Source organism: Nocardia caishijiensis NBRC 108228, assembly GCF_001612825.1.
GTDB classification, from domain to species: Bacteria; Actinomycetota; Actinomycetes; order Mycobacteriales; family Mycobacteriaceae; genus Nocardia; species Nocardia caishijiensis.
In genome coordinates, this window is sequence record NZ_BDBE01000041.1 from 128,483 (window position 1) to 154,601 (window position 26,119).

General features: G+C 69.3%; 28 protein-coding genes. 19 read left to right on the plus strand and 9 right to left on the minus strand.

Going from position 1 to position 26,119, the window contains the following annotated elements:
• Positions 1-33: 33 nt before the first annotated feature.
• Complete coding sequence (locus NC7_RS24090) at positions 34-288, minus strand: hypothetical protein (RefSeq protein WP_067986929.1); 255 nt, start codon at positions 286-288, stop codon at positions 34-36.
• 17 nt (positions 289-305) lie between these two features.
• The gene (locus tag NC7_RS24095; RefSeq protein ID WP_067987030.1) at positions 306-1,373 is read right to left on the minus strand and encodes an NAD-dependent epimerase/dehydratase family protein; all 1,068 of its coding nucleotides are present in this window, start codon (positions 1,371-1,373) and stop codon (positions 306-308) included.
• A 122-nt stretch (positions 1,374-1,495) separates the two neighbouring features.
• On the opposite strand from NC7_RS24095, the gene NC7_RS24100 reads away from it, so the two are divergent.
• From NC7_RS24100 to NC7_RS24150, 11 genes are all read left to right on the plus strand, one after another.
• A complete protein-coding gene (locus NC7_RS24100; RefSeq protein ID WP_067986932.1) occupies positions 1,496-2,110 on the plus strand; it encodes a TetR/AcrR family transcriptional regulator in 615 nt (204 codons plus the stop codon).
• Positions 2,111-2,195: 85 nt separating this feature from the next.
• Complete coding sequence (locus NC7_RS24105; protein ID WP_067986935.1) at positions 2,196-2,513, plus strand: nuclear transport factor 2 family protein; 318 nt, start codon at positions 2,196-2,198, stop codon at positions 2,511-2,513.
• On the plus strand, positions 2,510-3,658 hold the full coding sequence (locus NC7_RS24110; RefSeq protein WP_084458755.1) for an alkaline phosphatase family protein: 1,149 nt from the start codon (positions 2,510-2,512) through the stop codon (positions 3,656-3,658). Before NC7_RS24105 ends, NC7_RS24110 begins: the two co-directional genes overlap by 4 nt.
• 124 nt (positions 3,659-3,782) lie before the next feature.
• Complete coding sequence (locus tag NC7_RS24115) at positions 3,783-4,100, plus strand: hypothetical protein (protein WP_067986937.1); 318 nt, start codon at positions 3,783-3,785, stop codon at positions 4,098-4,100.
• Between the two features lie 126 nt (positions 4,101-4,226).
• Complete coding sequence (locus NC7_RS24120) at positions 4,227-5,474, plus strand: transcriptional regulator (RefSeq protein ID WP_307613820.1); 1,248 nt, start codon at positions 4,227-4,229, stop codon at positions 5,472-5,474.
• Positions 5,475-5,562: 88 nt separating this feature from the next.
• The gene (locus tag NC7_RS24125) at positions 5,563-7,050 is read left to right on the plus strand and encodes an aldehyde dehydrogenase family protein (RefSeq protein WP_067986940.1); all 1,488 of its coding nucleotides are present in this window, start codon (positions 5,563-5,565) and stop codon (positions 7,048-7,050) included.
• On the plus strand, positions 7,050-7,457 hold the full coding sequence (locus tag NC7_RS24130) for a DUF779 domain-containing protein (protein WP_067986942.1): 408 nt from the start codon (positions 7,050-7,052) through the stop codon (positions 7,455-7,457). Before NC7_RS24125 ends, NC7_RS24130 begins: the two co-directional genes overlap by 1 nt.
• Positions 7,458-7,641: 184 nt before the next feature.
• The gene (locus NC7_RS24135; protein WP_067987033.1) at positions 7,642-9,987 is read left to right on the plus strand and encodes a sensor histidine kinase; all 2,346 of its coding nucleotides are present in this window, start codon (positions 7,642-7,644) and stop codon (positions 9,985-9,987) included.
• A 1-nt stretch (position 9,988) separates the two neighbouring features.
• Positions 9,989-10,396, plus strand: coding sequence for a roadblock/LC7 domain-containing protein (locus NC7_RS24140; RefSeq protein WP_067986944.1), 408 nt, complete (start codon positions 9,989-9,991; stop codon positions 10,394-10,396).
• A gap of 11 nt (positions 10,397-10,407) precedes the next feature.
• Positions 10,408-10,782 (plus strand): DUF742 domain-containing protein, encoded by a 375-nt coding sequence (locus NC7_RS24145; RefSeq protein WP_067492230.1) that lies wholly within the window; start codon positions 10,408-10,410, stop codon positions 10,780-10,782.
• A complete protein-coding gene (locus NC7_RS24150; protein ID WP_067492229.1) occupies positions 10,763-11,362 on the plus strand; it encodes a GTP-binding protein in 600 nt (199 codons plus the stop codon). The genes NC7_RS24145 and NC7_RS24150 overlap by 20 nt, the downstream gene beginning before the upstream one ends.
• A gap of 43 nt (positions 11,363-11,405) precedes the next feature.
• Here NC7_RS24150 and NC7_RS24155 read toward each other — a convergent pair whose 3' ends face one another.
• A complete protein-coding gene (locus NC7_RS24155; protein WP_067986946.1) occupies positions 11,406-12,254 on the minus strand; it encodes an SDR family NAD(P)-dependent oxidoreductase in 849 nt (282 codons plus the stop codon).
• Between the two features lie 112 nt (positions 12,255-12,366).
• On the opposite strand from NC7_RS24155, the gene NC7_RS24160 reads away from it, so the two are divergent.
• Both NC7_RS24160 and NC7_RS24165 read left to right on the plus strand, forming a co-directional pair.
• Entirely contained in the window at positions 12,367-12,984 is a 618-nt protein-coding gene (locus tag NC7_RS24160) for a TetR/AcrR family transcriptional regulator (RefSeq protein ID WP_067986948.1), read from the plus strand.
• Positions 12,985-13,050: 66 nt separating this feature from the next.
• Positions 13,051-15,237, plus strand: coding sequence for a molybdopterin-dependent oxidoreductase (locus tag NC7_RS24165; protein ID WP_067986950.1), 2,187 nt, complete (start codon positions 13,051-13,053; stop codon positions 15,235-15,237).
• Between the two features lie 19 nt (positions 15,238-15,256).
• On the opposite strand, the gene NC7_RS24170 is transcribed toward NC7_RS24165, so the two are convergent.
• Both NC7_RS24170 and NC7_RS24175 read right to left on the minus strand, forming a co-directional pair.
• On the minus strand, positions 15,257-16,297 hold the full coding sequence (locus NC7_RS24170) for a fused (3R)-hydroxyacyl-ACP dehydratase subunits HadA/HadB (RefSeq protein WP_067986951.1): 1,041 nt from the start codon (positions 16,295-16,297) through the stop codon (positions 15,257-15,259).
• A 112-nt stretch (positions 16,298-16,409) separates the two neighbouring features.
• Positions 16,410-16,910 (minus strand): hypothetical protein, encoded by a 501-nt coding sequence (locus tag NC7_RS24175; RefSeq protein WP_067986953.1) that lies wholly within the window; start codon positions 16,908-16,910, stop codon positions 16,410-16,412.
• A gap of 148 nt (positions 16,911-17,058) precedes the next feature.
• Between NC7_RS24175 and NC7_RS24180 the strand changes: the two genes are divergently transcribed.
• The 3 genes from NC7_RS24180 to NC7_RS24190 all read left to right on the plus strand — a co-directional run bounded on the left by NC7_RS24180 (position 17,059) and on the right by NC7_RS24190 (position 20,047).
• Positions 17,059-17,775: a metal-dependent hydrolase gene (locus tag NC7_RS24180; protein ID WP_067986955.1), complete on the plus strand. Its 717-nt coding sequence runs from the start codon at positions 17,059-17,061 to the stop codon at positions 17,773-17,775.
• 206 nt (positions 17,776-17,981) lie between these two features.
• Positions 17,982-19,238, plus strand: coding sequence for a lipase family alpha/beta hydrolase (locus NC7_RS24185; RefSeq protein WP_067986958.1), 1,257 nt, complete (start codon positions 17,982-17,984; stop codon positions 19,236-19,238).
• A complete protein-coding gene (locus tag NC7_RS24190; RefSeq protein WP_067986960.1) occupies positions 19,235-20,047 on the plus strand; it encodes a HugZ family pyridoxamine 5'-phosphate oxidase in 813 nt (270 codons plus the stop codon). The genes NC7_RS24185 and NC7_RS24190 overlap by 4 nt, the downstream gene beginning before the upstream one ends.
• A gap of 3 nt (positions 20,048-20,050) precedes the next feature.
• Here NC7_RS24190 and NC7_RS24195 read toward each other — a convergent pair whose 3' ends face one another.
• Complete coding sequence (locus NC7_RS24195) at positions 20,051-20,401, minus strand: hypothetical protein (protein WP_067986962.1); 351 nt, start codon at positions 20,399-20,401, stop codon at positions 20,051-20,053.
• A gap of 69 nt (positions 20,402-20,470) precedes the next feature.
• Entirely contained in the window at positions 20,471-21,055 is a 585-nt protein-coding gene (locus tag NC7_RS24200) for an HdeD family acid-resistance protein (protein WP_067986965.1), read from the minus strand.
• A 166-nt stretch (positions 21,056-21,221) separates the two neighbouring features.
• Between NC7_RS24200 and NC7_RS24205 the strand changes: the two genes are divergently transcribed.
• Positions 21,222-22,202, plus strand: a complete 981-nt coding sequence (locus NC7_RS24205; RefSeq protein ID WP_067986967.1) for a glycosyltransferase family 9 protein — start codon at positions 21,222-21,224, stop codon at positions 22,200-22,202.
• Here NC7_RS24205 and NC7_RS24210 read toward each other — a convergent pair.
• On the minus strand, positions 22,184-22,534 hold the full coding sequence (locus NC7_RS24210; protein WP_067986969.1) for an ArsR/SmtB family transcription factor: 351 nt from the start codon (positions 22,532-22,534) through the stop codon (positions 22,184-22,186). The two genes, NC7_RS24205 and NC7_RS24210, sit on opposite strands and share 19 nt — an antisense overlap.
• Before the next feature lie 184 nt (positions 22,535-22,718).
• Between NC7_RS24210 and NC7_RS24215 the strand changes: the two genes are divergently transcribed.
• A complete protein-coding gene (locus NC7_RS24215) occupies positions 22,719-23,474 on the plus strand; it encodes a M23 family metallopeptidase (RefSeq protein WP_084458757.1) in 756 nt (251 codons plus the stop codon).
• A gap of 3 nt (positions 23,475-23,477) precedes the next feature.
• On the opposite strand, the gene NC7_RS24220 is transcribed toward NC7_RS24215, so the two are convergent.
• Entirely contained in the window at positions 23,478-24,374 is an 897-nt protein-coding gene (locus NC7_RS24220; protein WP_067986971.1) for a LysR family transcriptional regulator, read from the minus strand.
• An 89-nt stretch (positions 24,375-24,463) separates the two neighbouring features.
• On the opposite strand from NC7_RS24220, the gene mqo reads away from it, so the two are divergent.
• Entirely contained in the window at positions 24,464-26,002 is a 1,539-nt protein-coding gene (mqo, locus tag NC7_RS24225) for a malate dehydrogenase (quinone) (RefSeq protein ID WP_084458758.1), read from the plus strand.
• Positions 26,003-26,119 lie beyond the last annotated feature (117 nt).

Sequence of the window (26,119 nt, forward strand, 5' to 3'; positions counted from 1 at the left end):
CCGGCACTGACCGACCGGCACGTGGACTGTGATTCAGACGCAGGCCAATTGGGTTCCCAGGACGACCAGGGCGAGCGTCGCGGCCGAGGCCGACAGCGTGCGCCAGTGTTCGCGCATTCCGCGGGTGGCCACCTCGGCGCGTCCACGGATCCAGGTCGCCACGGAGCGGGCGGTGCCGAACCTCGGTGCGGCGACCAAGGGCACCGCAGGAAGCGAGTCACGCGACGGGCGGCGTCTGAACCGCCGGAACATACCGATGACGGTCAGGAACAGCGCAGTGACGAGCATGGTGATCCCCCGCCCGCTCAGTGGGTTCCGGCGGCGACGCCGGGCGCTGATCGTCGCGCGCCCGGTGCGGTGACGACACCGAAGGCGATCAGGCTGTCGGCGGTGTCGCGGATCGTCTCCCGCACGGGGCGCATGGTCCAGCCGAGTTCGCGGCGGGCCTTCTCGGCACTCACCCGTTCGGCGCGATCCAGGACGGGGACGGTCAGGCGGACGGTCTTGTCGAAGACCGCGACCAGGCGGACCACAATGTTGGGCAGGACTCGCGTCGGTACCCGGAATCCCTTGGCACCGAAGTCGCGGGCGAGCAGATTCGCCAGCTCCGCCATCCACAGCGGCTCACCGCCGCAGATGTAGCGGTTGCCCGCCGCCTCGGGCACTTCCATGGCCAGCCGGTGGGCGACGGCGAGGTCGCGCACGTCGACCGGAGACCAGCCCGTGCGAACCGAACCAGGCACATCGCGGGCGAGCAGACGCTGGATCGCCACGTGGGAGGTGCTGATCCGGGGCTCGAGCAATGGCCCGAGAATCATGCCGGGGTTCACCACGACCAATTCGAGATCGCTGGCGTCCCCGAGCGATTCGACGTAGTCCCACGCCGCGCGCTCCGCGAGGGTCTTGCTCTTCTGGTACGCCGGAATCCGGTCGACGACCGACCAGTCGTTCTCGGTTCGCACATTCTCGTTGTCGTGGCCGTAGGCGATCGCCGCCACCGACGAGGTGAGCACGACCCGGCGCACCCCGGCCGCCGCTGCCGCGCGCAACACCCGCAGTGTCCCCTGCACGGCGGGCCGGATGAGGTCCTGTTCGTCCTCGGGCGGGCTGTCGGGGAACGGGGAGGCGACGTGCAGCACCGTGTCGCAGCCGACCACGGCCTCGGCCCAGCCCGCGTCGTCGTCGAGCGTCGCGGCGACGAATTCGAGATCGGCACCGGTGCGCCGGGCCAGCTCGGTCAGGTGGGCGCGCTTGGCGGTGGCGTCCAGATCGCGCACGGTGCCACGCACCGCGTATCCGTGGTCGAGCAGTTCGGCGACGCAGTGCCCGGCGACGAAGCCGGTGGCGCCGGTGACGAGAACCCTTGCGGTCATGGTGTTCATCCGTTTCACTCGGAGAAGCCCCACCCATCTGAGCGGTGCTCAGATAATCTAAGCACCGCATAGATGCGCTGTCCAGTGGCAATTTCGTCCGACCAGTCGCTTAGGCTCGGAGAGTGAAGCGCACCAGTTACCACCACGGCGACCTGCGAGCCACCCTCATGGCGGCCTGCCTGCGCCTGATCGAGAGCGAGGGACTCGCGGCGGTGAGCCTGCGCCGGGTCGCGCGCGAGGCCGGGGTGAGCAGTGGCGCGCCGTACCACCACTTCGCCGACCGCGCCGCACTGCTGTCGGCGCTGTCGGTCGACGGATTCCAGCGCCTGGCCGAGGACATGATCGCGACGAAAGCGCAGGCGAGCAGCCCCCGCGCCGCGCTCACCGCACTCGGCGCCGCCTACGTCCGCTTCTCGCGCGAGAATCCGGCACTGTTCCGGCTGATGTTCCGGCCGGAACTGTCGCAACCGGACAAACATCCCGATGCCGCCCACGCCGGGGACACCGCCTTCGGCGTGCTCGTCGACACCGTCACCGAATGCGTGGCCGCCGGACAGCTTCCGGCGGACCAGGCCGACACGCTGGCCGTGGCCTGGTGGAGTCTCGGACACGGCCTGGCCTCGCTGTGGCTCGACGGCCATCTCGAAAAGCGCAGTGAACAGCTGGGAACCAACGCACCCGACCTCGTCGACGAGATCATGCGCGCCTTCGCGACGATCGTCGCCACGCGCACCTGAATTTCGCGGTGCGGGTGTAGGAGCGGCCCTAGAGTGGGTAAGGCTGTTCTACCCCAGTGCGCCCGAACCCGAGCAGGAGGCCCCCATGGCTGAGAGTGTGAAACTCGATCCCGCGGTCGAGGTGTTCGTCGACGCGCTCAACGCCCAGGACACCGACCGCTTCTACGGCGTACTCGCCGAAGAGGCCACCATGTCCGACGACGGCGTGGAACGCAATCTCACGCAGTGGACCGAGGCCGAGATCTTCAGTGCCAACGGGCATCTCGAGGTCGACACGGTGGAAGCCGACGGTCTCGAGTTCACCGCCGAATACACCAACAGCCGCTGGGGTTCGATGCGCACCACCTGGCGGTTCGACGTGCGCAACGGCCTCATCAGCCGCTTCGAGACCGGACAGGCGTGAACGAACTTCTCCTCCCGCGTTACGGCCACGCGTCACTGGCCGACCTGCTCCCCTCGATCCTGGCGTGCCTCGGCGCGCCCGGCGAGCACGACCACCTCGGTCTCGAGCTGGATGTCGACCACGTGTGCGTGCTGCTCGTCGACGGCCTCGGCGCGACCGCGCTGGCCGCCGAAAGCGCTGCGGCACCGTTCCTTTCGGGACTGCCCGCAGCCACGCTCGATGCCGGGTTCCCGAGTACGACGGCGACCAGCCTGACCACGCTCGGCACCGGTCTGCCGCCGGGCGAACACGGCACCGTCGGCTACACCTTCCAGCTGCCGGGGCAGGACCGCCTGTTCAACGGCCTGCGCTGGCAGCTCACCGGTGACGGGCCGAAGGGCGACGCGCTCGCCGAGTTCCCCCCGGAGCGAATCCAGCCGCACCGCACCGCCTTCGAGCGCGCCACGGCCGCCGGGATCACGGCGGTACAGGTGGCACCGAGCTACCAGGACGGTTCGGGTCTCACCCGGGCAGGCTGGCGCGGTGGCGCGTTCCGGACGGCCTTCTCGGTGGGCGATCTGGTCGACGGTGTCCGCACCGCGCTCGGGTTGTCACCGAAAACCCTTGTCTACACCTATCATTCGGATCTCGACACCACCGGACACGCGCGCGGCCCCGAGACCGGGGCGTGGCGGTTCGAGCTGGCCAATGTGGACCGGATCGCGGCAACGTTGGCAGACAACCTGCCACCGCGCTCGGCGCTGATCGTCACCGCCGATCACGGCATGGTGCCGCTGGTGCACCGCATCGACTTCGACACCCATCCGCACCTGTCCCAGGGTGTGCGCGCACTCGGTGGTGAACCGCGCGCCCGCCACGTGTACACCGAGGCGGGGGCCGCCGAATCGGTCGCCGACACCTGGGCGGACACGCTGGGTGAGGAGTTCGTGGTGCGCACTCGCGCCCAGGTCGTCGAGGCGGGGTGGTTCGGCCCGCGCGTGCACCCGGAGGTGGCCGCCCGGATCGGTGATCTCGTGGTGGTCGCGACCGGAACGAGCGGGGTGATCCGCAGCGGTGCCGAGCCACTGCAATCACAGATGCCCGGCCATCACGGATCGCTCACGGCCGCAGAACTGCTCGTGCCGTTGCGCATCCACCGCAGTTGACCGCTGCCTTCGACGAGTCCTCCGTGGACACGCTCCGCCACCTCCTCCTGGCCCGCCGCGATCGGCATCTAGTCTGGAGCGGACCCGGGCAAGCCGTACCGGGCGCGACCTTTCAGGAGGAACCATGCACGCCACCCGGACCGGCGCCGTCGCGGTCGGACTCGCGGTGCTGGCGGCACTGGCGACCGGCTGCTCCGACGTGGAGCGCCTGCTCAACCAGGGCGGCGACACCCCCTGCCGGGACTACATCGATCAGGAACCGGACACGAAGCGGATCACCATCACCAAGGCGATCAAGGAGAAGACCGGCAACGACAACGAACCGGCGGGCACGGTGGTCGACTCGATGATCGTGCAGGTCGATCTGCTGTGCGCGGGCCAGCGCAATATCGACACCCCGATCAAGAACGCCGATATCGCCGGGCTGTTCCTGAACAAATAGCCGACCGCTCGTCAAGCCGACGCGACAGGGCACACCCCGGTGACCCGGTAGTCCGCAGACAATCCGGACCCGTCTCGGTGGCACACCTGATAAACAGGAACAGCCACCGACGAGCAGGGAGTGAACGTGGGCACACCCGACGATCCGATCCCCGGATCGCCCAGGCCCGACGGGCTCGCGGACTATCGCGGCGCGATCGAGAAGCAGTGGAACCGCCTCGCCGCCCCCTCACGCCCGCTGCGACTGCCCCGCGACACCGGCGCTGTGCGCCGGGAGGTGGCCCGGTCCTGGCAGCGTTCGCTGCACACCGTCGACCCGGCCCAGACCGTGGCCCCCGGACTCGACGACATCAGCGGCCGCTGGCGCGAGTCGCCGCTGCGTCGGCCGGTCACCGAGCTGGCGGGCCAATTGCGTGGAATCGCCGAGGATTCCGGCTATCTCGCCGTCGTCAGTGACGAATCGGGGACCATCCTGTGGACCGCGGGCGATCGCACGCTGCGCCGCCAGGGTGAGCAGGTGAACTTCGCGCCCGGCGGAGTGTGGGACGAAAGCCACATGGGCACCAACGGGCTGTCGCTGGCCCTGCACGACGACCAGGCCTGCACCGTGTTCTCCGCCGAACACCTGGTGGCCGCCCTGCACGGGTGGGTCTGTTACTCCGCGCCCATCCACGGACCCGACGGTCGCACCGTCGGCGTGCTCGACCTGTCCTCGACCTGGGAACGCTCACACCCCATGGTGATGACCTCGGTGCGCGCCCTCGTCACGGCGGTGGAGACCATGCTGCGGGCCGAGGCACCCACCCCCATCCCCGGTGTTCGGCTCGAATGCCTCGGCGCCGCAAGGCTGCTGCGCGACGGTCGACCCGTCCCGCTGCCGCCGCGTCAGCTCGAGATCATGGCTCTGCTCGCTCTCGAACCCGACGGCTACACACCCGAGCAGCTGCACGCCGCCGTCTACGGCGACCGCGCGGTATCGTTGAACACGCTCAAAGCCGATGTCTCCCATCTGCGCCGGGCGACCAGGGGCGAGATCGCCAACCGGCGCTACATGCTCACCGGCGCGGTGTCGTGTGACGCGGTGGAACTGCTCGCGGCCATCGAGGGCGGCGATCTCACCTCGGCGCTGTGGCTGTATCGCGGACCACTGCTGCCCGGCTCGGACCTGCCGGGCGTGCACCAGTGGCGCGACCACCTCGACGTCGGTCTCCGGGACGCGGTGCTGGCCAGCGACCGCCCCGAGCACGCGGTGGCCTTCGGGCAGCGCTGCCCCGCCGACGTCGCCGTGCACGAGCACGCCCTGCGGCTGCTGCCACGCGACGACGTCCGCCGGGCCGTGGTCACCGCCCGCCTGTACACCGCACGGCAGGGCTGACCTGCGCGAACAGCAGCACCAACCTCGCACCAACCTTCGCCGACCATAGTGTGTCCCACCACGCACGAGGTCGCGAGGAGCGAGACGCATGATCTACGGCAAGCCCGGATCGGATACCGGCATAGTCAGCTATGCCGCCCGATACGACAACTTCATCGGAGGCGAATGGGTCGCCCCCGTCGAAGGCCGCTACTTCGACAACACCTCGCCCGTCGACGGTGAGACCTTTTGCGCCGTCGCCCGTTCCACCGCCGCCGACATCGACCTGGCGGTCACCGCCGCCCGTCGCGCCGCCCCGGGGTGGGCCGCCTGCTCCCCGGCCGACCGCGCGGGCATCCTGCTCGCCATCGCCGACCGCATCGAGAACAGCATCGAACCACTCGCGGTGGCCGAGACCTGGGACAACGGCAAACCGGTTCGCGAGACCCTGCGCACCGATCTGCCCTCGGCCGTCGACCACTTCCGGTATCTCGCCGGGATGCTGCGCGGACAGGAGGGCACGATCTCCACGGTCGACCGCGACACCGTGGCCTACCACCTGTTCGCGCCGCTCGGTGTCGTCGGGCACATCTTGCCGTGGAACCACCCGATCCGCACCGCCGCATGGGAACTCGCGCCCGCGCTCGCGGCGGGCAACTGCGTGGTGCTCAAACCGGCCGAGCAGACCCCGGCCTCACTGCTGCTCGTCGTCGAGCTGATCGCCGACCTGCTGCCCGACGGTGTGCTCAACGTGGTCAACGGTTTCGGGGCGGAGGCGGGCGTGGCGCTGGCGCGCGATCCGCACCTGGACAAGCTGACCTTCACCGGCGAGACCGGCACGGCGCGGCTGATCCTGCGCCACGCCGCCGAGAACATCGTTCCGGTGTCGGTGCGGCTGGGTGGCAAGTGCGCCGACGTCTTCACCGCCGATGTGCTCGCCGCCGACGACGCGTTCCTCGACAGCGCCGTCGAGGGATTCGTGACCTTCGTTTCCAACCAGGGTGAGGTCGGCACGTGCCCGTCGCGGGCGCTGATCCACTCGTCGATCTACGACGAGTTCCTCGCCCGCTGCATCGCCCGCACCGAGGCCGTCGTGTCCGGTCATCCCCTCGACACCGAGACGATGATCGGCGCCCAGGCCGGTAACGATCAATACGAGAAGATCCTGTCCTACTTCGACATCGGCAGAGCCGAAGGCGCCCGCGTGCTGACTGGAGGGGAAGCACGCAAGGTCGACGGCCTACCGGGTGGGTACTACATCGAGCCGACCGTCTTCGAAGGCGACAACTCGATGCGGATCTTCCAGGAGGAGATCTTCGGTCCGGTGCTCGGGGTGACCCGCTTCGATACGCTCGACGAAGCGGTACGGGTCGCCGACGACACCGCACACCGTCTCGGTGCGGGCGTGTGGACCCGCGATCTCGGCACCGCGCACCGGTTCGCGGGAGCGGTCGGCACCCGACGGGTGTGGGCCAATTGCCACCACGCTCACCCCGCGCCCACCTCGGGTGAGTACACCGCATTGCTACTCGGGCGCTATCAGCGGACCAAGAATCTGCTGGTGCGCCATTCGACGACGACACCAGGGATGTTCTGATGCAGAACACGATCCACCGCGTTGACATCACCGAACGCGCCCAGGACCTGCTGCGCCGCGTCATCGAGGACAACGGCCCGGTGCTGTTCCGCCAGACCGGCGAGAACTGCGCCGCCGAGGCCGCACCGCTGTGCTTACCCACCAGACAGTTCCCGATCGAGAAGAGCGACATCCTGCTCGGCCGATTGAGCTGGCACACCGAATTCTGGATCAGCCCGGAACAATTCGAGTGCTGGAAGGACACCCACCTCACCATCGATGTGACCCGTGGGCCCGCCGCCGAGCCGTCCCTCGAAGCGTCACACGGCCTGCGGTTCGTGCTGCGCGCGCGGCAGCTGACCCCGGCGGAGAACGCGGCCCTGGCCGCCGCGCCGCCACCACGCACCGGCGCCGACCGCACGCTGTAGGCGCGGGGAGAAGACCTGACCCGGCCCACCCGTCACGGGTGGGCCGGGCCACGGCGAGCCCCCGCCGACTGGGCCATCGCGGCTCAGCCGGCGGGGTGAGCTCGAGTTCGCCCGAATGCCAAATCGCGTCTCGCTCAGCGAGACCCGTGCGGCAACACTGCAACAATTCCGTTACGTTATGGCGATGTTCTTAGCGAGACTCGGTGTTCGCACCCGGATTCTGGCGATCGCTCTCATCCCCAGTCTGACCCTGGTGGTGGTCGGCGTCGGCACGGCGGGCTACCTGGTCGAAGAGAGCAACAAGGCCAAGACCTGGGCGTCGGAGATGCAGGCGGCCGTCCCCTATACCCGCGCGCTCATCGAAGCGGTGCAGTCGGAACGTCAGCTCACCCTGGCCTATCTGGCCGGTGACGACACCGCCGCCGAAGCGCTGGGCCCCGCCAGGACCCGCCTCGACGCGGCCTTCCAGGGCCTGATCGAGATCTCCACCGACATCCGCGCGGTCGACGACTCCGAAATCGGCGACGACAAGGGCGGATTCAACACTCTCGGCACGCACCTGACCGGCGTGCGCCAGGGCGCCGACGCCCGGATGCTGCCCGCGAACGACGCGTACACCTTCTACAGCCGACTGCTCGACGTGCTCACCCAGGGCACCAAGGTGGCCGAACGTGCCGCCCCCGACGCGGTCGTCGCCTCCGGCGTGGCCGAGGGTGTCCGCATCCTGCACGCGGCCGAGGCGATGTCGCGCAGCAACGCGATCTCCCTGTCGCTGGTGACCGCCGACGGCCCGACGGGCATCCCGATCGAGGAACTCGTCAACCAGATCGGCTACTACCACACCGAATTGGCGACCATCGTCACCGAGCTCGACGAGGACGAGCGCGGCCCGATCACCGCGATGATGTCCTCACCGCATTTCGCCCAGCTCGCCGCGATGGAGTCGGCGATCGTGAGCCGGTTCGCGGCGCCGCAGCAGCCGAGCACCTCCTCGACTCGGACACAGACCGTCGCCGCCCTGCCCATGTCGATCCCCGAATGGCACACCGCCGCAGCCGAAGTCAACCGGGCGATGGTCGAGGCGTACGGCGCCCACAACAGCCACATCCAGAAGCTGGCCGAGCAGACCGCCCAGCGCGCCCAGGTGAACGCGGCCCTGGCGGGCGGCGGCGTCGTCGTGGTCAGTCTGCTGGCGTTCCTGATCGCGGTGATCCTGGCCAACCGGATCATCCGGCGCCTGCGCAGGTTGCGCACCGAAACCCTGGCCCTGGCCGACGAGCAACTGCCCGCCACCATGCGCACCCTGCGCGACGGCGGTGACGTCGAGCCCGCCGACATCGCCCCCAAGCTCGACTTCGGCCGCGACGAGATCGGCCAGGTCGCCGACGCGTTCGAGCACGCCGCCGCGGCCGCGTTGCGCGCCGCCGTCGACGAGGCGCGTACCCGTGAAGGGGTGCGCGCGGTGTTCCTCAACATCGCCCACCGCAGCCAGATCGTGGTGCACCGTCAGCTCGAGATCCTCGACGAAGCCGAACGCAGCCAAGAGGATCCGGCGCTGCTGGAAACCCTGTTCCGGCTCGACCACCTGGCCACCCGCGAACGCCGCAACGCCGAGAACCTCATCATCCTCGGCGGTGGCCGCCCGGGTCGCCAGTGGCGCAACCCGATTCCGCTGATGGACATCGTGCGCAGCGCCATCGGTGAGACCCTCGACTACGCGCGCGTGCGGGTCACCAAGCTGCCCGAGGTCGATGTCGTCGGCACCGTGGTCGCCGACCTCGTGCACCTGCTCGCCGAACTCGTCGACAACGCCACCGCCTTCTCCCCGCCGCAGTCGCGCGTGGAGGCGGGCGGCAACATCGTCGGCAAGGGTGTGGTCGTGGAGATCACCGACCAGGGCATGGGGATGAGTCCCGAGGATCTGGCCCGCTACAACGACATGCTCGCCGACCCGCCGGACTTCGGCGTCGGCACGCTGTCCTCGGATTCGCGGCTCGGCCTGTTCGTGGTCGCGAGACTGTCCACCGCGCACGGTGTTTCGGTGCGCCTCAGCGAATCCGACTACGGCGGGATCCGCGCCATCGTGCTCATCCCGCAGAACCTGCTCGCCGGGGCGGCGGCGATGCCGAGCTCACCCGCGACGACCGGTCCGCTGCGCCGCGGTCTACCCCGCCCGCACGAGCAGGCGCCCGCCGCCGCGCTCGAGCAGGCACCGGTGGCCACCCTCGTCGCCGAACCGCCCGCACCTCGGCCCGCCGAGCCGATCGTGGACACCCGCGTGGTCGAGGCCGAAGCTGCGCCACAGCCGGAGACCGGCCCCGACGGCAGGCCGCTGCTGCCTCGCCGTCAACGGCAGACGAATCTGCGACCCGAACTCACCGAGGAACCGACCACCGCCGAACCGACCGCGCCCGCGCCGCGTCCCCGCTCCGCCGAGCAGGCCCGCGACCTGATGTCCGCGATCGAGATCGGCACTCGACAGGGCCGCAAGCCCCTGTCGAACTCTCACCAGGACGAACAGGAAGGCTGAGGTGAACTCTCCCCAACCAGGTGATCTCAACTGGCTGCTCGACGATCTCGTCGACCGGCTGGCAGGGGTCCGATACGCGGTCGTGCTGTCCACCGACGGGCTGCTGCTCGGGCGCTCCACGCAGATGAAGCGTGAGGACGCCGAGCATTTCGCGGCGATGTCGTCCACGCTCTACGGGCTCGCGCGCAGCGCGGGCAACCGGTTCGACGGCGGCGGCGTACGCCAGGCCGTGATCGAACTCGATCGGGCCGTCCTGTTCGTGACCTCCGCCGGTGACAACGCCTGCCTGGCGTTGCAGGCCACCGAGTCGGCCAACCTCGGGATGGTCGCCTACGAGATGAACCTCACCGTGCAGCGGGTCGGCAGCTACCTGTCGGCGGAACCGCGTCACGGACTGGCCGAAATATAGGACGCGACACCATGACTCGACTCGGCGATCCGTGGTTCGACGACGCGGCCGGACCCCTGGTCCGGCCGTACGCGGTGACCCGCGGCCGCACCATGGGTGCGGCGCACGACCTGGACATGTTGACAGTGGTCGTCGCGGTGCATCCCGCGCCGACCCTGCGCAGGCCCGAACCCGAGTACGGCACGATCGCACAGTTGTGCAAACGTCCGCAGTCGGTGGCCGAAGTGTCGGCCGTGCTGAAACTTCCTCTTGCGGTGACCAAGATCCTCGTCGGTGATCTCATCGGCGACGGCCACCTCATCTTCCGGGCTCCGGTAGCGGCCGAGGCAGGCGCCGGGGACCTCAACGTATTGCGAGCGGTTCTGGATGGCATCCGAAAACTTTGACCCGACCATGAGCAGGCACCTCGCCGCCTCGGTCAAGATCCTCATCGCCGGTGGCTTCGGCGTCGGCAAGACCACGATGGTCTCCTCGATCAGCGAGATCGCGCCGCTGCGCACCGAGGAGCTGATCACCGAGGTGAGCACCGGTGTCGACGATCTGTCGGGGGTGGAGCAGAAGTCGACGACCACGGTCGCGCTCGACTTCGGCCGCATCACCATCGACCGCGATCTGGTGCTGTACCTGTTCGGCACGCCCGGCCAGGACCGCTTCTGGTTCCTGTGGGACGAGCTGTGCCGCGGTGCCCTCGGTGCGATCGTGCTCGCCGACACCCGCAGGCTGAGCAATTCCTTTGCCGCCGTCGACTTCTTCGAACGGCGGGGGCTGCCGTTCCTGATCGCGGTGAACTGCTTCGACGGTGCCCCCCGCTACACCGTGGACGAGGTCCGCGACGCACTCGATCTGGACCCGAACACCCCGGTGATCCTGTGCGATGCCCGCGACCGGCCGTCGGCCAAGGCGGTGCTCACCCACCTGGTGGAGTACCTGATCGACCGGGCGACCCGCACGCCGGTCACCACCTAGTCCCCCGGGCGACGCCCGCCGCCGGTGAGCGTCGCCCGGGCTGTCAGGACGGTGCCGACACGGCACGTTCGGCGGCCCGGCTCGTTTCCTCCCACCCGGCCCAGGTGTCGAGCTTGGCGCGGGTGAGGTCGAAGGCCAAGTCGTACACCATGTCCCCGAGCAGCAGGCGCCGCGGCGGGTTGTCGGAGCCGACGAGCTTCAGCAGTGCCTCGGCCGCCAGCGCCGGTTCGCTGTCGACGGACCCCTCGGCCCATTGGGCTTGCAGTTGGGCGCGCAGCGAGGCGTAGACCTCCATCGGTTCGGTGTTGTGCATCGCCGTGTAGAGCTCGGTCCAGTAACCGCCGGGTTGCAGAATACTCACCCGCACACCGAAATCGGCCGCCTCGAGCGCGAGCGCCTCGCTCATGCCCTCGAGCGCGAACTTGCTCGCGGCGTACATTCCCGACAGCGGGAAACCGGCCAGGCCACCGATGCTCGAGACCTGGACGATGTGGCCCGAACGCCGTGCCCGCAGGTGCGGCAGGACGGCCTGACTCACCCACAGCGCACCGAAGAAGTTCACCTCGAACTGGGCGCGTGCCTCGTCCTCGGTGAATTCCTCGATCATGCCCATCGACAGGGTGCCCGCGTTGTTCACCACGATGTCGAGGTGGCCGAAGTGCGCCACGGCCTGCTCGACAGCGGTGATCACGGCGGCGCGGTCGGTGACATCGAGAGTGAGGGGAAGAACCCGGCCCGGGTGGGCGGCGGCGAGTTCGTCGAGGGCCGAGCGGGTGCGGGCGGCGGCGACCACTCGGTCCCCCGCGGCGAGGGCGGCCTCGGCGAAGGCGCGGCCGAGACCACGGCTGGCGCCGGTGATGAACCAGGTGCGGGGGGATACGGCGGTGGTCATGTCGGTCTCCTATCCAGACGAGACGTTGCGTCTCGCCTAACGAGTAACACCATGCCAACATCCGGGCGCCATGTCAAGACGCAACGTCTCGTCTCTTGTTACCCTGGTTCCCATGAGCCGGTCCACGCCCGATGTCACCCGCCGCAACGAGGCCTCGCGCCGCGCCATCCTCACCGCCGCTTTCGAGCTCGCGGGCGAGATCGGCTATGCCAAACTCACCATCGAGGCCGTCGCCGCCCGCGCGGGTGTCGGAAAGCAGACGATCTACCGCTGGTGGCCGTCCAAGGGCGCGGTACTACTCGACTCGTTCCTGCTGCTCAGCGAGGCGGGCGGGGAGAATCCCGGGCTGCCCGACACCGGCGACCTCGCCGCCGACCTCACCCTCGTGCTGCGCGCCACCGTCGACGAGCTCACCGATCCGCATTTCGATCTCGCACTGCGCGGCCTCACCAGTGCCATCCTGGACGACGACGAGCTGGCCGTCGCCTACCGCGACCGGCTGCAAGCCCCCGTCGACGCCCTCAAACGCCGCCGCCTCGAATCCGCGCGAACCGCCGGGGAGATCGCCGACGACATCGACCTCGATGTCGCCGTCGCCGCCGTCTGGGGCCCGGTACTCGACCGATGGCTGCTGCGCACCGGCCCGCTCACCCACGACTTCGCCGACCGGGTCGTCACCACCGCGCTGCGCGGGCTGCGTCCCCGAAAGCCCGGGGATATCCGACCGTAGTCGGATCTGCGGAAGTCCCGAACCGGCTAGCGTGAAAGCAAGGCAGTTCGGGGAAGGTGGGAAGCTGTGGACAGCAAGACGATCGCGCGCCAATGCACTCTCTGTGAGGCACATTGCGGAATCCTGGTGACAGTCAGCGGGGATCGCGTCACCAGAATCGAGGGAAACCCCGACGACGTCCTGTCCAAGGGCTACATCTGCCCGAAGGCGACCGCCATGGGCGGCCTGCACCACGACCCCGACCGGCTGCGCACCCCGATGCGGCGCACCTCGGCCGGGTTCGTGCCGGTGAGCTGGGACGAGGCGTTCCGTGAGATCGGCACCAGGCTGCGGGCCGTGCGCGCGGCGCACGGGCCGAGCGCGGTCGCCATGTACATGGGAAACCCGGCCGCGCACAGCGCATCGGTGCTCTACGGCGGGCTGTTGCGGGTGGCGCTGCTCACCCGCAACTTCTTCACCGCGTCCTCGATCGACCAGTTCCCACAGGAGTTCACCGCCTGGCGGATGTTCGGATCGAATGTGCTGATGCCGATCGCCGACATCGATCGCACCCACCGACTCGTGGTCCTCGGGGCCAACCCGGCGGTGTCGAACGGCTCGGTCACCACCATGCCCGGCGCCAAGCAGCGCATCAAGGACGTGCGCAAGCGTGGCGGCACGGTGGTCGTGATCGACCCGCGCCGCACCGAAACCGCCCGCCTGGCCGACGAACACGTCGCGGTGCGGCCCGGCGGGGACGTATACCTGCTGCTCGGCATGCTGCACGTCCTGCTCACCGAGGGACTGCTCGACGAACGCCTGGTACGTGCGCAGTGCGTCGGACTCGAGGAGTTGGGCGCCCTGGTCGCCGACACCACCCCGGAGCGGATGGCCGGACCCGCCGGGGTCACCGCCGACATCATCCGCAGCCTCGCCCGTGACCACGCGTCCGCGCCCTCAGCGGTGCTCTACGCGCGCATCGGCGTGTGTCAGCAGGTCACCGGCACCCTCACCCATTGGCTGGTGAACACGATCAACGCCGTCACCGGCAACCTGGACCGCCCGGGCGGACAGATGTTCGGCACTCCGGTGGTCGACGGCGCGCGGTACGCCAAATACCTGCGCATGGGCCACGGCGCGTGGACCGACCGCACCGGCGCCCATCGCTCCTTCCGCAGCGAATTGCCCGTCGCCGCACTGGCGAACGACATCCTCGAGCCGGGCGACGACCGGATCCGGGCGATGATCACCTACGCGGGCAACCCGGTGCTCTCGACCCCGCAGGGAGGCAGACTCGACGAAGCCCTCGCCTCCCTCGACTTCTTCGTCGCCGTCGACATGTATGTCACCGAGACCACCCGGCACGCCGACTTCATCCTGCCGCCGGTCTCGGCACTGGAACGCGAGGAGCTCAACCTGCTCTTCCCGATGTTCAGTGTGCGCAACAACGCCCGCTACGACGCGAAGGTGTTCGATCCGCCCGCCGACGGCCTCGACGACTGGCAGATCCTGGCCCGCCTCGTCACCGAGGTGACCCCGCTGCCCGCCCGCCGACTCACCGGCCGGGTGCTCAACACGATCTTCGAGCAGCTAAGCCCGCTGCGGCTCACCGCCGCCGCAGTGGCCGCGGGACCGTACGGTGTCCTGCGGCGCGGCCGAAAAGGGTTGACGCTCGGCAAGATTCGAGACACCCCGAGCGGTGTCGACCTCGGGCCGCTGCGCCCGCGGCTGCCCGAACTGATCGGCACCCCCGACCGTGCGGTGCACCTGGCGCCCGAGGATTTCCTCGCCGCGGTCCGCACGGTCCTCGACGGCACGGAATCCCCCACCGCCGAGTACGACCTGCAATTGATCGGCCGACGGCACCTGCGCAGCAACAATTCCTGGCTGCACAACATCGAGCCGATGGTCAAGGGCCGCGACCGCTGCACAGTGCTGATGCATCCCGCCGACGCCAGCGCCCGTGGCCTGGCCGACGGCGACCGGGCCCGGGTCGAGTCCCCGATCGGCGCCATCGAGGTCCCGGTGGAGGTGAGCACGGACATCCGCGCGGGGGTGGTGGCCGTGCCGCACGGATACGGTCACCGCGAACCCGGCGTCGGCTGGCAGGTGGCCGCCGCGCTGCCGGGCGCCAATGTCAACCTGCTGCACGACCCGGCCCGCACCGACCCGCTGTCGGGCGCGTCGGCGGTGAACAACACCTGGGTTCGGGTCGGCCCGGTCGAGAACGTGGGCAGTGCGACGGGATCCGAGGCCGCCGTGGCGCCGCGGTGAGGTCACCGCGGCGCGGCGGTCAGCGGAAGCGCAGGTCGGCGGTGGCGAGTCCGAAGATCTTGCGACCCGCCGACTTCGCGACCACCGCGATCACCGCCGTGCGCGTGACGGGATCGAGAGACTTCACCCGACCCGTGTACTCGACCTGGCCGCCCTCGCGTCCCACGATCGTGTAGTTCGACAACCGGACGCCGTAGCGGGTCACCGCGCCCGGATCGCCCGACCACGCGGACAGGAAACCGGCACCGAGGCCCATGGTCACCATGCCGTGGGCGATGATGTCGGGCAGACCCGCCAGCTGGGCGATCCGCTCGTCCCAGTGGATCGGGTTGCTGTCACCGGACACACCGGCGTAGTTGACCAGATCGCCACGCGACAGGCGCGCGTCGCGCAGCGGCAGTTCGTCGCCGACACTCAGGTCCTCGAAGGCGAGCGTGGTGCCGGGCACCCGGGCGGCACCGGCGGCGGACAGGTGGATGTCGCCCTCGGGGCGGCGCGGGGTCTCCGCGTCGACGGCCACGGCGTCCTTGTCCTGGCTGAACACCTTCACCCCGTGGACCATCACGTCCTCCACGGCCCGGGTGATCGCCGGGTCGACCCCGTCGTCGCCGGTGATGCCGACGACGGTGGTGTGCATGATGTGGACCGTCTCGCCGGACTCGTCGGCGAAGGTGTTCGTGACGGTGATGAGGTCCTTGCCCGCGATCCGCCGCACCGACGACAGTTCCACGTCGACGGTCAGGCGGTCACCGGCGACGATCGGCTTGTGCTGCTCGAAGACCTGCTCGGTCTGCACGAACATGTCGTAGCCGACGACCACCGATTCGAACAGGTGCCGGTTGGCCGCCATCGCCGGAATGGAGACGAAGGTCAGCGGGGCGACCAGACCGTCGTAGCCGAGCGCGGCGGCCGCCTCGTCCTCCCAGTGCGCGGGGTGGAAATCCTGCACCGCACGGGCGTATTCACGCACCTTCTCGCGGCCTACCGCGTAGACGTCGTCGACCCGGTAGTAGTGCCCTACCTTCGACGCGATATCGGGCGCTTCGGCCACGGAAGTCACTATGGATCACCTTCGTTCGGGGAACGGACTCCCGGCAGGGTAGCCGAAGCGCCCGTCCCCCGGGCACACCATGGCACAGTTCACAATCACGCGCGCTGTGCGATGGGCTCGATCAGAACGAGGGGACGTCGCTCGTCGAGGCGTTGCCACCGATCGAGGGCTGCAGGGTGATCTCCCACTCGGTGTCGGCGTCGAACACGTCGTCGAACTTCGAGAACTCCTGGTCCCGGGTGAAGCCGAGTGCGGCCTGGTCCCAGTCGGTTCCGTACTTCATGTACACGAAGTAGGACCCGGCGATGCCGCTCAGCGTGGCCTCGGAGTTGCCCTGCACGTAGATCGTGGCCTGCGGTGACTTCGGGTCGCCGCTGGTGACGACGATCGCGCAGTCGGAGGAGTTGCCGTTGACGATCTTCAACTCGCCCGAACCGTTGAGGCCGTTCTGCTGGACGACGGCGCCGTTGTCGGCGCGGCGGTTCTGCAGGGGTGCGGCGACGGTGCTCGAGGTCGAGGTGGACCCCTTGCCGGTCGGTGCGGACTTCGTGTCGTCCAGGCAGGCGCTCGTGGCGAGCGCGGTAGCGATGGCGATCACGGCGAACAAGCGGCGGTGGAGCATTCTTCCCCCGTACTCAGGACCGGAATTCGATACCGGTGTCGGCGGACAGTATTGCGCGAAATGCCGGAAATGTCAGATCGCCTGTCGGCGTGACCGGTTCGTCGCCGGGCGAATGCGAGGTGGTCCTTACGTCCTCTAACGTTGCGGGGTGCTAGGACATTCACACGCGACCAGTGGGGCGCTGGCCTGGGCGGGCACCGCCGCGGCGCTGCCGCTCACCGTCGCCGCATTCCCCCTGTTCGACAGCGACACAACACGATTCGGCGTCGCCGAGTTGATCATGGGCACCTTCCTCACCGCGGGCGCGGCCCTGCTGCCCGACGCGGATCACCCGAGCGGGACGATCTCGCACGTACTCGGCCCGGTGTCGCATCACCTGTGCCGCTTCATCTCCTGGGCGTCGGGCGGGCACCGGCACGGTACGCATTCGCTGCTGTTCGTCGCGGGCGCGGTTGGCGCCACCTGGGCCGGGGAGCACTGGCTCGGCAGACCGTTCACCTTGAGCCTGGTGTTCTTCCTGCTCGCACTGGCGGTGCGGTCGCTGCACCTGTGCCCGCCCGGCAAGAGCGTGCGTACCTACGGCACGGTGATCGTGCTGGCCAGCGCGGGCACCTTCGCGGTGGACCACTGGATCGTCGACCGACCCGCCTGGCTACCGATCTGTGTCGGTCTCGGCTGCCTGGCACATCTGCTCGGCGACTGCCTCACCGAGCGCGGCTGCCGACTGTTCTGGCCGTTCCCGCTGCGCACCCGGGTGCCACTGATCGATCGCACCGGCAACCGGGTGGAGACCTGGATCATCTCGCCGCTGTTCGTACTCGGCACGATGGGCGCGCTCTGGTACGCGATCACCCAGCAGGGCTGATCGCGCAAGGACGGCGGAACCCCTCGCCCCGCCGTCCTTGCTCTTTCTTTCTTTCCGGCCGCTGGCACCAACATAGTTGGATGCGCATATCGCGCTGGTCTAATGCCTTGTGCTGCGGCACGGAATCCGACCGGCCAGTCCGGTCAGATGTCCCGAAGGATGCCCGAACCCGCCGCGTTTCAGTGCACAGTTGTACTCTCAAAAGTGTGACCGAGCAACTCCCCCAGTCCCAGGCCGAAGTCCAGGCGCTCGCCCGCCTGGCCGGTGACGAGTTCGTCGGCGCGGTCGACGGGATCGCGGCCATCCACCGCGCCATCAGCGATCGGGTGTTCACCGCCGTCCGCGCGGGTGTCGGGGCGGCGGCGGACCCGGTGAAGGTCGTGCACGACGCGATCACCGACAGCGTGTACGCGGTCGTCGGCGGTACCGGGTACGTGGTCGGGGAGGTGGCAGGCGCGGTGCAGGTGCCCGGCCTGCCCGCGCCCTCGCGCACCGTCTGGGGCGCCGGGTTCCTCGCCGCCGTCCAAGGACTGATCGGCGACGCCCTCGAGGACGACGCACCGATTCTGGCCTCCCCCATGACCATTCGTGTGGACGGCACCCCGGTCCCGCCCGAACAACTCGCCGCCCACGTCCCGGTGCCGACGACACGGTTGGTCGTCCTGCTGCACGGATTGGTCGAGACCGAGCACGCTTGGCGCCTGGGCGGCAGGCCGACCTACGGCGAACGCCTCGACGACGATCTCGGCTACACCCCGGTGTTCGTGCGCTACAACACCGGTCTGCACATCTCCGAGAACGCCGCACAGCTCACCGCCCTGCTCGCCCGGCTGGTGGCGCAGTGGCCGCTTCCGGTCCACGAGATCTGCCTGATCGGACACTCCATGGGTGGGCTGGTCGCACGCGGCGCCTGCCATCTGGCCGACCAGACCGACGAGCCCTGGGCACGATCGGTACGCCAGGTGGTGTGCCTCGGTTCACCGCATCTCGGCGCCCCGCTCGAACAGTTCGTGCACTACGCCGCCGCGGTGCTCGACCGCCTACCCGAGACCCGCCCGCTGAGCACGCTGCTGCGCAGGCGCAGCGCGGGTATCCGCGATCTGCGCCAGGGCTCGCTGGTCGACGAGGACTGGCGCGATCGCGACGTCGACGCACTGCGCGCCGAGGCGGTCCGCGAGGTACCGCTGCTGCCCGGTGCCGACCACTATTTCGTCACCGCGTCGATCACCCACAGCCCGAGACATCCGCTCGGGACGGTGATCGGCGACGGCATGGTGTTGCGCGGCAGCGGTTCCGGAGTCGGCCGCGGTAGGCGCATCGGTTTCGACAGCGGCAACGGGCTGCACGTACCGGGCGCCAACCATTTCAGCCTGCTCAATCACGACGCCGTCTACACCGCACTGCACGGATGGTTGTCCGGGACGCCCCACCATCCGGTTCAGCTCGATACGCTGGGGTCATGACTCTCGACCACGGCGATCCCGGCGACGCACCGGCCATTCCGCTGCCCACCGCTCCCCTGGCCAACGACGCGCGACCGTCCGCCGCCGAGGAGGCCAGAACCATTGCGGCCGCGTCCAATACGGGCACCCTGGCCAGCCTCACCGCCGACGGCGCGCCGTGGGCGTCGTTCATCACCTACGGACTGCTCGACGGCGCTCCCGTACTGAGTGTGTCGCGGCTGGCCGAGCACGGACGCAACCTGGCCACCGATCCGCGCGCCAGCATCGCGATCGTGACGCCGGACATGCCCGCCGATCCGCTCGCGGGCACACGGATCACCCTGGCCGGTGTGGTGGAGCGCCCGAGCGGCGCCGAGGCCGAGGCGGCCCGCGCCGCGCACCTGGCGGCGGTACCCGCCGCGAAGTACTACATCGATTACAGCGACTTCACGCTGTGGGTGCTCCGGGTCGAACGGGTGCGCTGGGTCGGTGGTTACGGGCGGATGGATTCCGCGACCGCCGCGCAGTACCTCGCCGCACGCCCGGACCCGATCATGCCGCAGGCGGCGCCTGGCATCGCCCACCTCAATGCCGATCATGCCGACGCCCTGCTCGCCATGGCCACCCAGCTCGGCGGCTTCCCCGACGCCACGGCCGCCACCTGCGAACGAGCCGACCGCTACGGTCTCGAACTACGGGTCGAGACCCCGCGCGGGGTGGCGCGCACCCGCGTCGGCTATGCCGAACCGCTCACCGAGATCGGTCAGTTGCGGGCCGCGACAGTGGAGTTGACGCGGCGGGCGCGGTCGATGGCCGAGCAGCTCTCCTAGCCGTCAGTTCCAGAGCACGGCGACCAGCACGTTCACGATGGCGAGACCACCCGCGGCATCGGTCATCCAGTCGACCTTCTTGCCGCGCTTGGCATCGGCGCGACCGACTTCGGCGAATCCGGCCACCGCGATCGCGATGACGAGTTTCACGGCCAGTTTCGTCGTGTCGGGTTCCTTGCCGAGCGAATCGAGACCCGAGGCGAGACCCGCGAGGATCAGGCCGGTGATCAGCTGGGCCCGCGCGCCCCACACCATCAGTTCCGAGACCACCGGGCGCGCGGCGACATAGCCACCGACGACGGCCGCCATCCCGAGCAGATGGGTGACGACCGCCAGGTCGTAAACGAATTCCATGACTACCGAGCGTAGTTCACACGACGATGGCCGGTACCCCGCGGCACCGGCCATCGTGGACCCATGTGGTTACCGGACGGACTGGTCGAGCAGGTGCGCGTCCTTGCGCATCCCGAACGCGGTGATGATCTCCATGATGCCGATGACGATCAGGAAGATGCCGACGACGAGAACCAGCGTGGCGAGCGAGCTGATCGGCCAGACGATCAGGATCACACCGGCGATCGCGCTCAGCACGCCGTAGAAGATCTGCCAGCCGCGGCCGGGAATGCTCGGTTCCGAGATCGCCACGAACAGCACGGTGATGCCGCGGAACAACCAGCTGATGCCGATCCACAAGGCGAGCAGCACGATCGAGGTGAGGTCGTCGCGGAAGCAGAACACACCGATGATCAGCGACAGCACACCGCTGATGAACGAGAGCACCCGCAGGCTCGTACTCGGTAGATGCGTGAACGCGGCGACCAGCTGGAAAATACCGCTGGCGACCATATAGATACCGAAGAGGACACCGGCGACGAGCAATGACGGACCGGGCCACACGAGCACGATGATGCCGAGGACCACCGCGAGAAGACCGGTGACCAGAATTGTTTGCCAGGTTTTCTTGGCAAGCGCGGTAAAAGGGTTCTCCAACACGGTATTTGTCGTCATGACGAGATGTTATGCCCGTCAGCTCTCATTACCTGGAAAGTTGCTGAAGCTGTGATCGTGTCGCGGCGCACACCCCGCCCCCGAGCGGGCGCGTCGCGACGCGCGGTGACGCGCGACACCTCATTGCCCCGGCGAACGTTTGGCGCGTTCCGCTCCCGGGTAGGTGATGGGAGTGTCGGTTGTACTCGTGCTGCAAGCTCGTGGACTCGGTGATCTGCTCGCCGCGGTCCCGGCTCTGCGTGCCCTGCGCCGGGCCGAACCAGGCAGCCGCATCGTGCTGGCCGCGCCCCATCGCCTCGAACAGATCGTCGACCTGATCTCCTCGGTCGACGAACTCGTCGCCACCGCCGATCCGGCGGCCCTGATCTGGGACGGTCCCGCGCCCGAGCTGGCGGTCAATCTGCACGGCCCGGACGGCGCGAGCGCGCGGGCGCTGGCCGATACCGGCGCCAAGCGGATCATCGGTCACCGGACCCCGGGCCTGCCCCGGCTCACCGGGCCGCGCTGGGACCCCGAGGCCCACGTCGCGGATCGGTGGTGTCAGTTGCTCGAGAGCGAGGGCATCGCCGCCGATCGGCGCAACCTCGGCCTGGTCCCGCCTGTGGCCTCCATCAGCCGTCGCGACTGTGTGGTGGTGCACGTCGGCGCCGGGGCGCCCGCGCGCCGTTGGCCGCCGGACCGGTTCGCCGCCGTGGTGCGGCACCTGATGGTCCTCGGTCGCGACGTGGTGCTCACCGGTGACCCGTTCGAACGTGACATCGCCGTCCAGGTCGCCGCGCAGGCGGGGCTGCCCGACGACCGGGTGCTCGCGGGCAGGCAGAACCTCACCGATCTCGCGGCAACCGTGGCCGGGGCCTCGCTCGTGATCAGCGGTGATACCGGCGTCGCGCACCTGGCCACCGCCTTCGGCACTCGCACCGTGTTGCTGTTCGGGCCGACCCCTCCGCGGCGCGGTGGCCCGCCCGCGCATCTCCTGGGCAGGCACGCGGTGCTGTGGGCCGGGCAGGTCGGCGACCCCGACGCCCGCACCCCCGACCCCGGGCTGTTGCGGATCGGGATACCCGAGGTTATCGCCGCGGTGGACGCGCAACTCGACAAGCAGGACTGGGCGGAGTCGAGTCGCTCGCGTTATCGCCGGGTGGGCTGAGCGGGCGGTACGGCGGCGGTGGGTCCACCGGCGGCGCGGAGCGCGGCGGCATGCGCGGCGAGCGCACTCGGCCAGAACTGCTCGAGGTAGTCGCGGGCGTCGTTGAGCCCGCGCGGATCGAGGGAGTACAGGTGGCGGTTGCCGTCACGACGCATGCTCACCAGGTGCGCCTCGCGCAGGATGCGCAGGTGCTGGGACGCGGCCGAACTGGTGATGCCGGTGGCCTCGGCCAGCTCGGCGACCGAGCGCGGGCCCTGCGGTAGCGACTCGAAGATCGCGCGCCGGGTGGCGTCGGATAACGCGGAGATTGCCCGAACTCCGTTAGCGTCCACTGAACAAGTGTGCTCGGCGAACCGCTGGTCGGCAATGATCTTGTGGTCACGGTATTTCGGCCGGTCGCTTCCTGGAATTTTCCGATTCGAGTCGCAATTGTTATAGATCAACTGGGGTTATAGCCGCTCGTGATGGCAGCCACAGAGTTCGCCGCGTCCGTTACGAATTAGCTACCTTCGAGACATGTTCGTGACCAACCCGTTATCCGCCCGGATCTCCGACGCCTTCGCCGGTCGTCTGGGAGGCGTTGTCGCGGGTGCCGTGGCCCTGTCCGCACTCGTGGGAACGTCCGCCGCCGCCTTCAGCGGCCCCGAGACCCCGACCACCACCGCCGTCGCGGCGTCGTCGGCGGACGCCCTCGGCGTCTCGCAGGCCCGCTTCACCTCCGCCACCGCGCCCGTGGTGCAGACCGAGACCCCCGCCGCCGCGCCGGTGGCCTGGGAAGAGCACCGTGAGGCCCTCCAGGCCGCACTGCCGCCGCTGCCCGCGCCGCTGCCCTTCATCGCCCCGCCCCCGCCGCCGCGTCCGCAGACCGTTCGACCGGTCAACGGCCGCCTGACCTCCTACTACGGCCCCCGCTGGGGTGCCGCGCACAACGGCATCGACTTCGGTGATCCGATCGGCGCACCGGTCTTCGCCGTCACCGACGGTACCGTCATCGAGACTGGTCCCGCCTCCGGCTTCGGCCTGTGGGTCCGCGTCCAGCAGGACGACGGCACCATCGGCGTGTTCGGTCACGTCAACGAGATCCTGGTGCAGCCGGGTCAGCACGTGAACGCGGGCGACGTCATCGCCACCGTCGGTAACCGTGGCCAGTCCACCGGCCCCCACCTGCACTACGAAGTGCACGTGCCGGACGGCTCGCTCTACGGTGCCCCGATCGACCCGCACCCGTGGCTCGCCGCGCGCGGTATCGACGTCGGCGTCCCGCAGGACTGATCCTCACCACGCACTGATCGCCGCCCGACGGGCGATCAGGAAATCCCGAAGCCGCGCGACCGCGAGCGTCGGCCCATGGTCTCCCGAGACCAGGCCGATCTCGCGGTCGCGTTCGCCATCGATGCGCACCACGGCCAGATCGGGGTGCGGTGTCTCGGCGACCGGGAGCAGCGCCACACCGAGCCCGAGCGCGACCAGTGCGCGCAGCGTCTCGAATTCGGTGATCTCGAACAGCACTCGCGGAGCGAAACCCGCTGCGGCACACCAGGTGTCGAGGAGAGCTCGCAGCTGGTAGGTCGGCGGGTTGGCGATGAACGCCTCGCCCGCGAGCTCCGCGAGCGCCACCTGTGAGCGCGCCGCCAGCGGGTGGGTCCTGGCCACGTGCAGGTCGACGCGCTGACGACCGAGCACGACCGTCGGCAGGTCGGACGGCGGCGGGATCATCACCGCCAGGTCCAGCCTGCCGTCGCGGACCTGCTCGGCCAGCGCTTCGCCGTGCGCCTGCACCAGGTGTAGGCGGATGCCCGGCGCGCGGGTGTGGAACTGCGCGAGCAGCGCGGGGACGCTGATCGGCCCGAGGGTGAGCGGGAATCCGAACCGCACGAGACCGGTCTCCGGGTCGGCGTCGGCCCGGACCCGGCGCACGGCGTCGTCGAGTGCTCGCAGCAGTCCTCGCGTTCGTTCGTGCAGGTCACGACCCTGTGGTGTGAGCGTCACCCCGCGACCCGAAGGCTGGAACAGGGACACACCGAGGTGCTGTTCCAAGGTCTTGATCCGACGGCTCAGCGAGGACTGCGGCACCTCGAGACGGTGTGCCGCCCGGGTGAAGTTGCCCTCCTCGGCGGCGGCGTCGAAGGCCGCGAGCAGGGGCGCGACGACGCGTGCGCCGTATTCATCCATATTCGGATCATAAGCCCGTCGATTCCGTGTTGGACGGATCAGTATCGATGGTCCGACGATGGCGGTACACGGCTATCGGGAGGTTCGACATGGATGCCAGGGCACACGAATCCGGTTGCGGAGAAGACATTCTCGACGCGGTACTGATCGGCGGCGGCATCATGTCGGCCACCCTCGGCGCCCTGCTGAGCACTCTCGCTCCGGACTGGTCGATCGCATTGTTCGAGCGGCTCGGCGAACCGGCGGGTGAGAGTTCCGGTGCGTGGAACAACGCGGGCACCGGGCATTCGGGCCTGTGCGAGCTCAACTACATGCCGGATCCGGACGACGCGAGTACGGCCGCGCGGATCGCCGAGCAGTTCGCCCTGTCCCGGCGGTTCTGGTCGGCACTGGCCGCGCGCGGCGCGTTCCCCGACCCGGACGCAGCCCACCCGTCGGCCGAGCACAGTCCCCTCGAGGCCTTCCAGACGTCGACACCGCACGTGACCGTGGTCTTCGGCGACCGCGATATCGCTTACCTGCGGCGTCGCTGGGCCACCCTGCGCGAGCTGCCCGCCTTCGCCGCGATGGAGTACACCGAGGATCGCGCGGTGATCGGCGCGTGGGCGCCGCTTCTGGTACGTGGCCGGGCCGACGACGAACCGATGGCGGCGACCCGGCACACCGGCGGCACCGATATCGACTTCGGCGCCCTCACCAGGGCGTTGCTGGCGACGATGACCGAGGCGGGCAATCCGGTGCGGCTGCATCGCGAAATCACCGGCTTGCGGCGCGGCGCCGACGGGCTGTGGACCGTGCGTGGGCGCGACCTGGATTCCGGGCGGAGGTTCCGGGTACGCACCCGGTTCGTGTTCGTCGGCGCGGGCGGTTACGCGCTGCGGTTGTTGCAGCGGGCCCAGCTACCCGAGGTGCGTGGGTACGCGGTACTGCCGATGGGCGCGCAGTTCCTGCGGACTCGCGAGCCCGAAGTGGTGGCCGAGCACACGGTGAAGGTGTACAGCCAGGCCGCGCTCGGCGCACCGCCGATGTCGGTGCCGCATCTGGATCGGCGGGAGGTCGACGGGTCGGCCGCACTGATGTTCGGCCCGTACGCCACGTTCAGTACCCGGCTGCTGCGCCGCGGGTCCCTGACCGATTTGTTCACGACGGTGCGCCCACACAATGTGGTGCCGCTCCTCTCGGCGTGCGTGCGAAATATGCACCTCGGCCGCTATCTGCTCGGTCAGCTGTTCGCCTCGCGTCGGGACAAGTTCGCCGAGCTGCAGCGGTTCTACCCCACCGCCGACGCCGCCGACTGGGAGCTGATCCAGGCCGGTCAACGCGCGCAGCTGGTGAAACCCGACGGGCGCTTCGGCGGGGAACTCCAGTTCGGTACCGAACTCGTCACCGGGGCCGACGGCACCATCGCCGGTTTGCTCGGCGCCTCCCCCGGCGCCTCCATCGCCCTCGACATCATGCGCGATCTTCTCGATCGCTGCTTTCCCGCGCGACGCCACGAGTGGGCTCCGGTGCTCACCGAGCTCCTACCGGACGCCCCGGCGGCGAATTCGGCGGGCATTCCGTTGGCTACCGTGCTTTCTCTTGTCGCCCAACAGATTCCGCTGGATGACATGTCCGGCAACAGCTGATGCTCCGGCGGCACGGGCTCTGGAATCGTCACAGCGGCCGATGCGCACTCGAGAGTGAGACCTCACACACCGAGATCTAGGGGTGGTCAGACGGGTGAGCCAGGGGTGAGGTCGGCC

Excerpts from the sequence above, each read along its gene's own strand:
- NC7_RS24215 (WP_084458757.1), top strand. The coding sequence starts at position 22,719 with ATGTTCGTGACCAACCCGTTATCCGCCCGGATCTCCGACGCCTTCGCC.
- NC7_RS24130 (WP_067986942.1), top strand. The coding sequence starts at position 7,050 with ATGCAGAACACGATCCACCGCGTTGACATCACCGAACGCGCCCAGGAC.
- NC7_RS24125 (WP_067986940.1), top strand. The coding sequence starts at position 5,563 with ATGATCTACGGCAAGCCCGGATCGGATACCGGCATAGTCAGCTATGCC.
- NC7_RS24200 (WP_067986965.1), bottom strand. The coding sequence starts at position 21,055 with ATGACGACAAATACCGTGTTGGAGAACCCTTTTACCGCGCTTGCCAAG.
- NC7_RS24105 (WP_067986935.1), top strand. The coding sequence starts at position 2,196 with ATGGCTGAGAGTGTGAAACTCGATCCCGCGGTCGAGGTGTTCGTCGAC.
- NC7_RS24095 (WP_067987030.1), bottom strand. The coding sequence starts at position 1,373 with ATGACCGCAAGGGTTCTCGTCACCGGCGCCACCGGCTTCGTCGCCGGG.
- mqo (WP_084458758.1), top strand. The coding sequence starts at position 24,464 with ATGGATGCCAGGGCACACGAATCCGGTTGCGGAGAAGACATTCTCGAC.
- NC7_RS24155 (WP_067986946.1), bottom strand. The coding sequence starts at position 12,254 with ATGACCACCGCCGTATCCCCCCGCACCTGGTTCATCACCGGCGCCAGC.
- NC7_RS24195 (WP_067986962.1), bottom strand. The coding sequence starts at position 20,401 with ATGGAATTCGTTTACGACCTGGCGGTCGTCACCCATCTGCTCGGGATG.
- NC7_RS24115 (WP_067986937.1), top strand. The coding sequence starts at position 3,783 with ATGCACGCCACCCGGACCGGCGCCGTCGCGGTCGGACTCGCGGTGCTG.
- NC7_RS24205 (WP_067986967.1), top strand. The coding sequence starts at position 21,222 with ATGGGAGTGTCGGTTGTACTCGTGCTGCAAGCTCGTGGACTCGGTGAT.
- NC7_RS24145 (WP_067492230.1), top strand. The coding sequence starts at position 10,408 with ATGACTCGACTCGGCGATCCGTGGTTCGACGACGCGGCCGGACCCCTG.
- NC7_RS24220 (WP_067986971.1), bottom strand. The coding sequence starts at position 24,374 with ATGGATGAATACGGCGCACGCGTCGTCGCGCCCCTGCTCGCGGCCTTC.
- NC7_RS24150 (WP_067492229.1), top strand. The coding sequence starts at position 10,763 with ATGGCATCCGAAAACTTTGACCCGACCATGAGCAGGCACCTCGCCGCC.
- NC7_RS24190 (WP_067986960.1), top strand. The coding sequence starts at position 19,235 with ATGACTCTCGACCACGGCGATCCCGGCGACGCACCGGCCATTCCGCTG.
- NC7_RS24175 (WP_067986953.1), bottom strand. The coding sequence starts at position 16,910 with ATGCTCCACCGCCGCTTGTTCGCCGTGATCGCCATCGCTACCGCGCTC.
- NC7_RS24160 (WP_067986948.1), top strand. The coding sequence starts at position 12,367 with ATGAGCCGGTCCACGCCCGATGTCACCCGCCGCAACGAGGCCTCGCGC.
- NC7_RS24090 (WP_067986929.1), bottom strand. The coding sequence starts at position 288 with ATGCTCGTCACTGCGCTGTTCCTGACCGTCATCGGTATGTTCCGGCGG.
- NC7_RS24135 (WP_067987033.1), top strand. The coding sequence starts at position 7,642 with ATGTTCTTAGCGAGACTCGGTGTTCGCACCCGGATTCTGGCGATCGCT.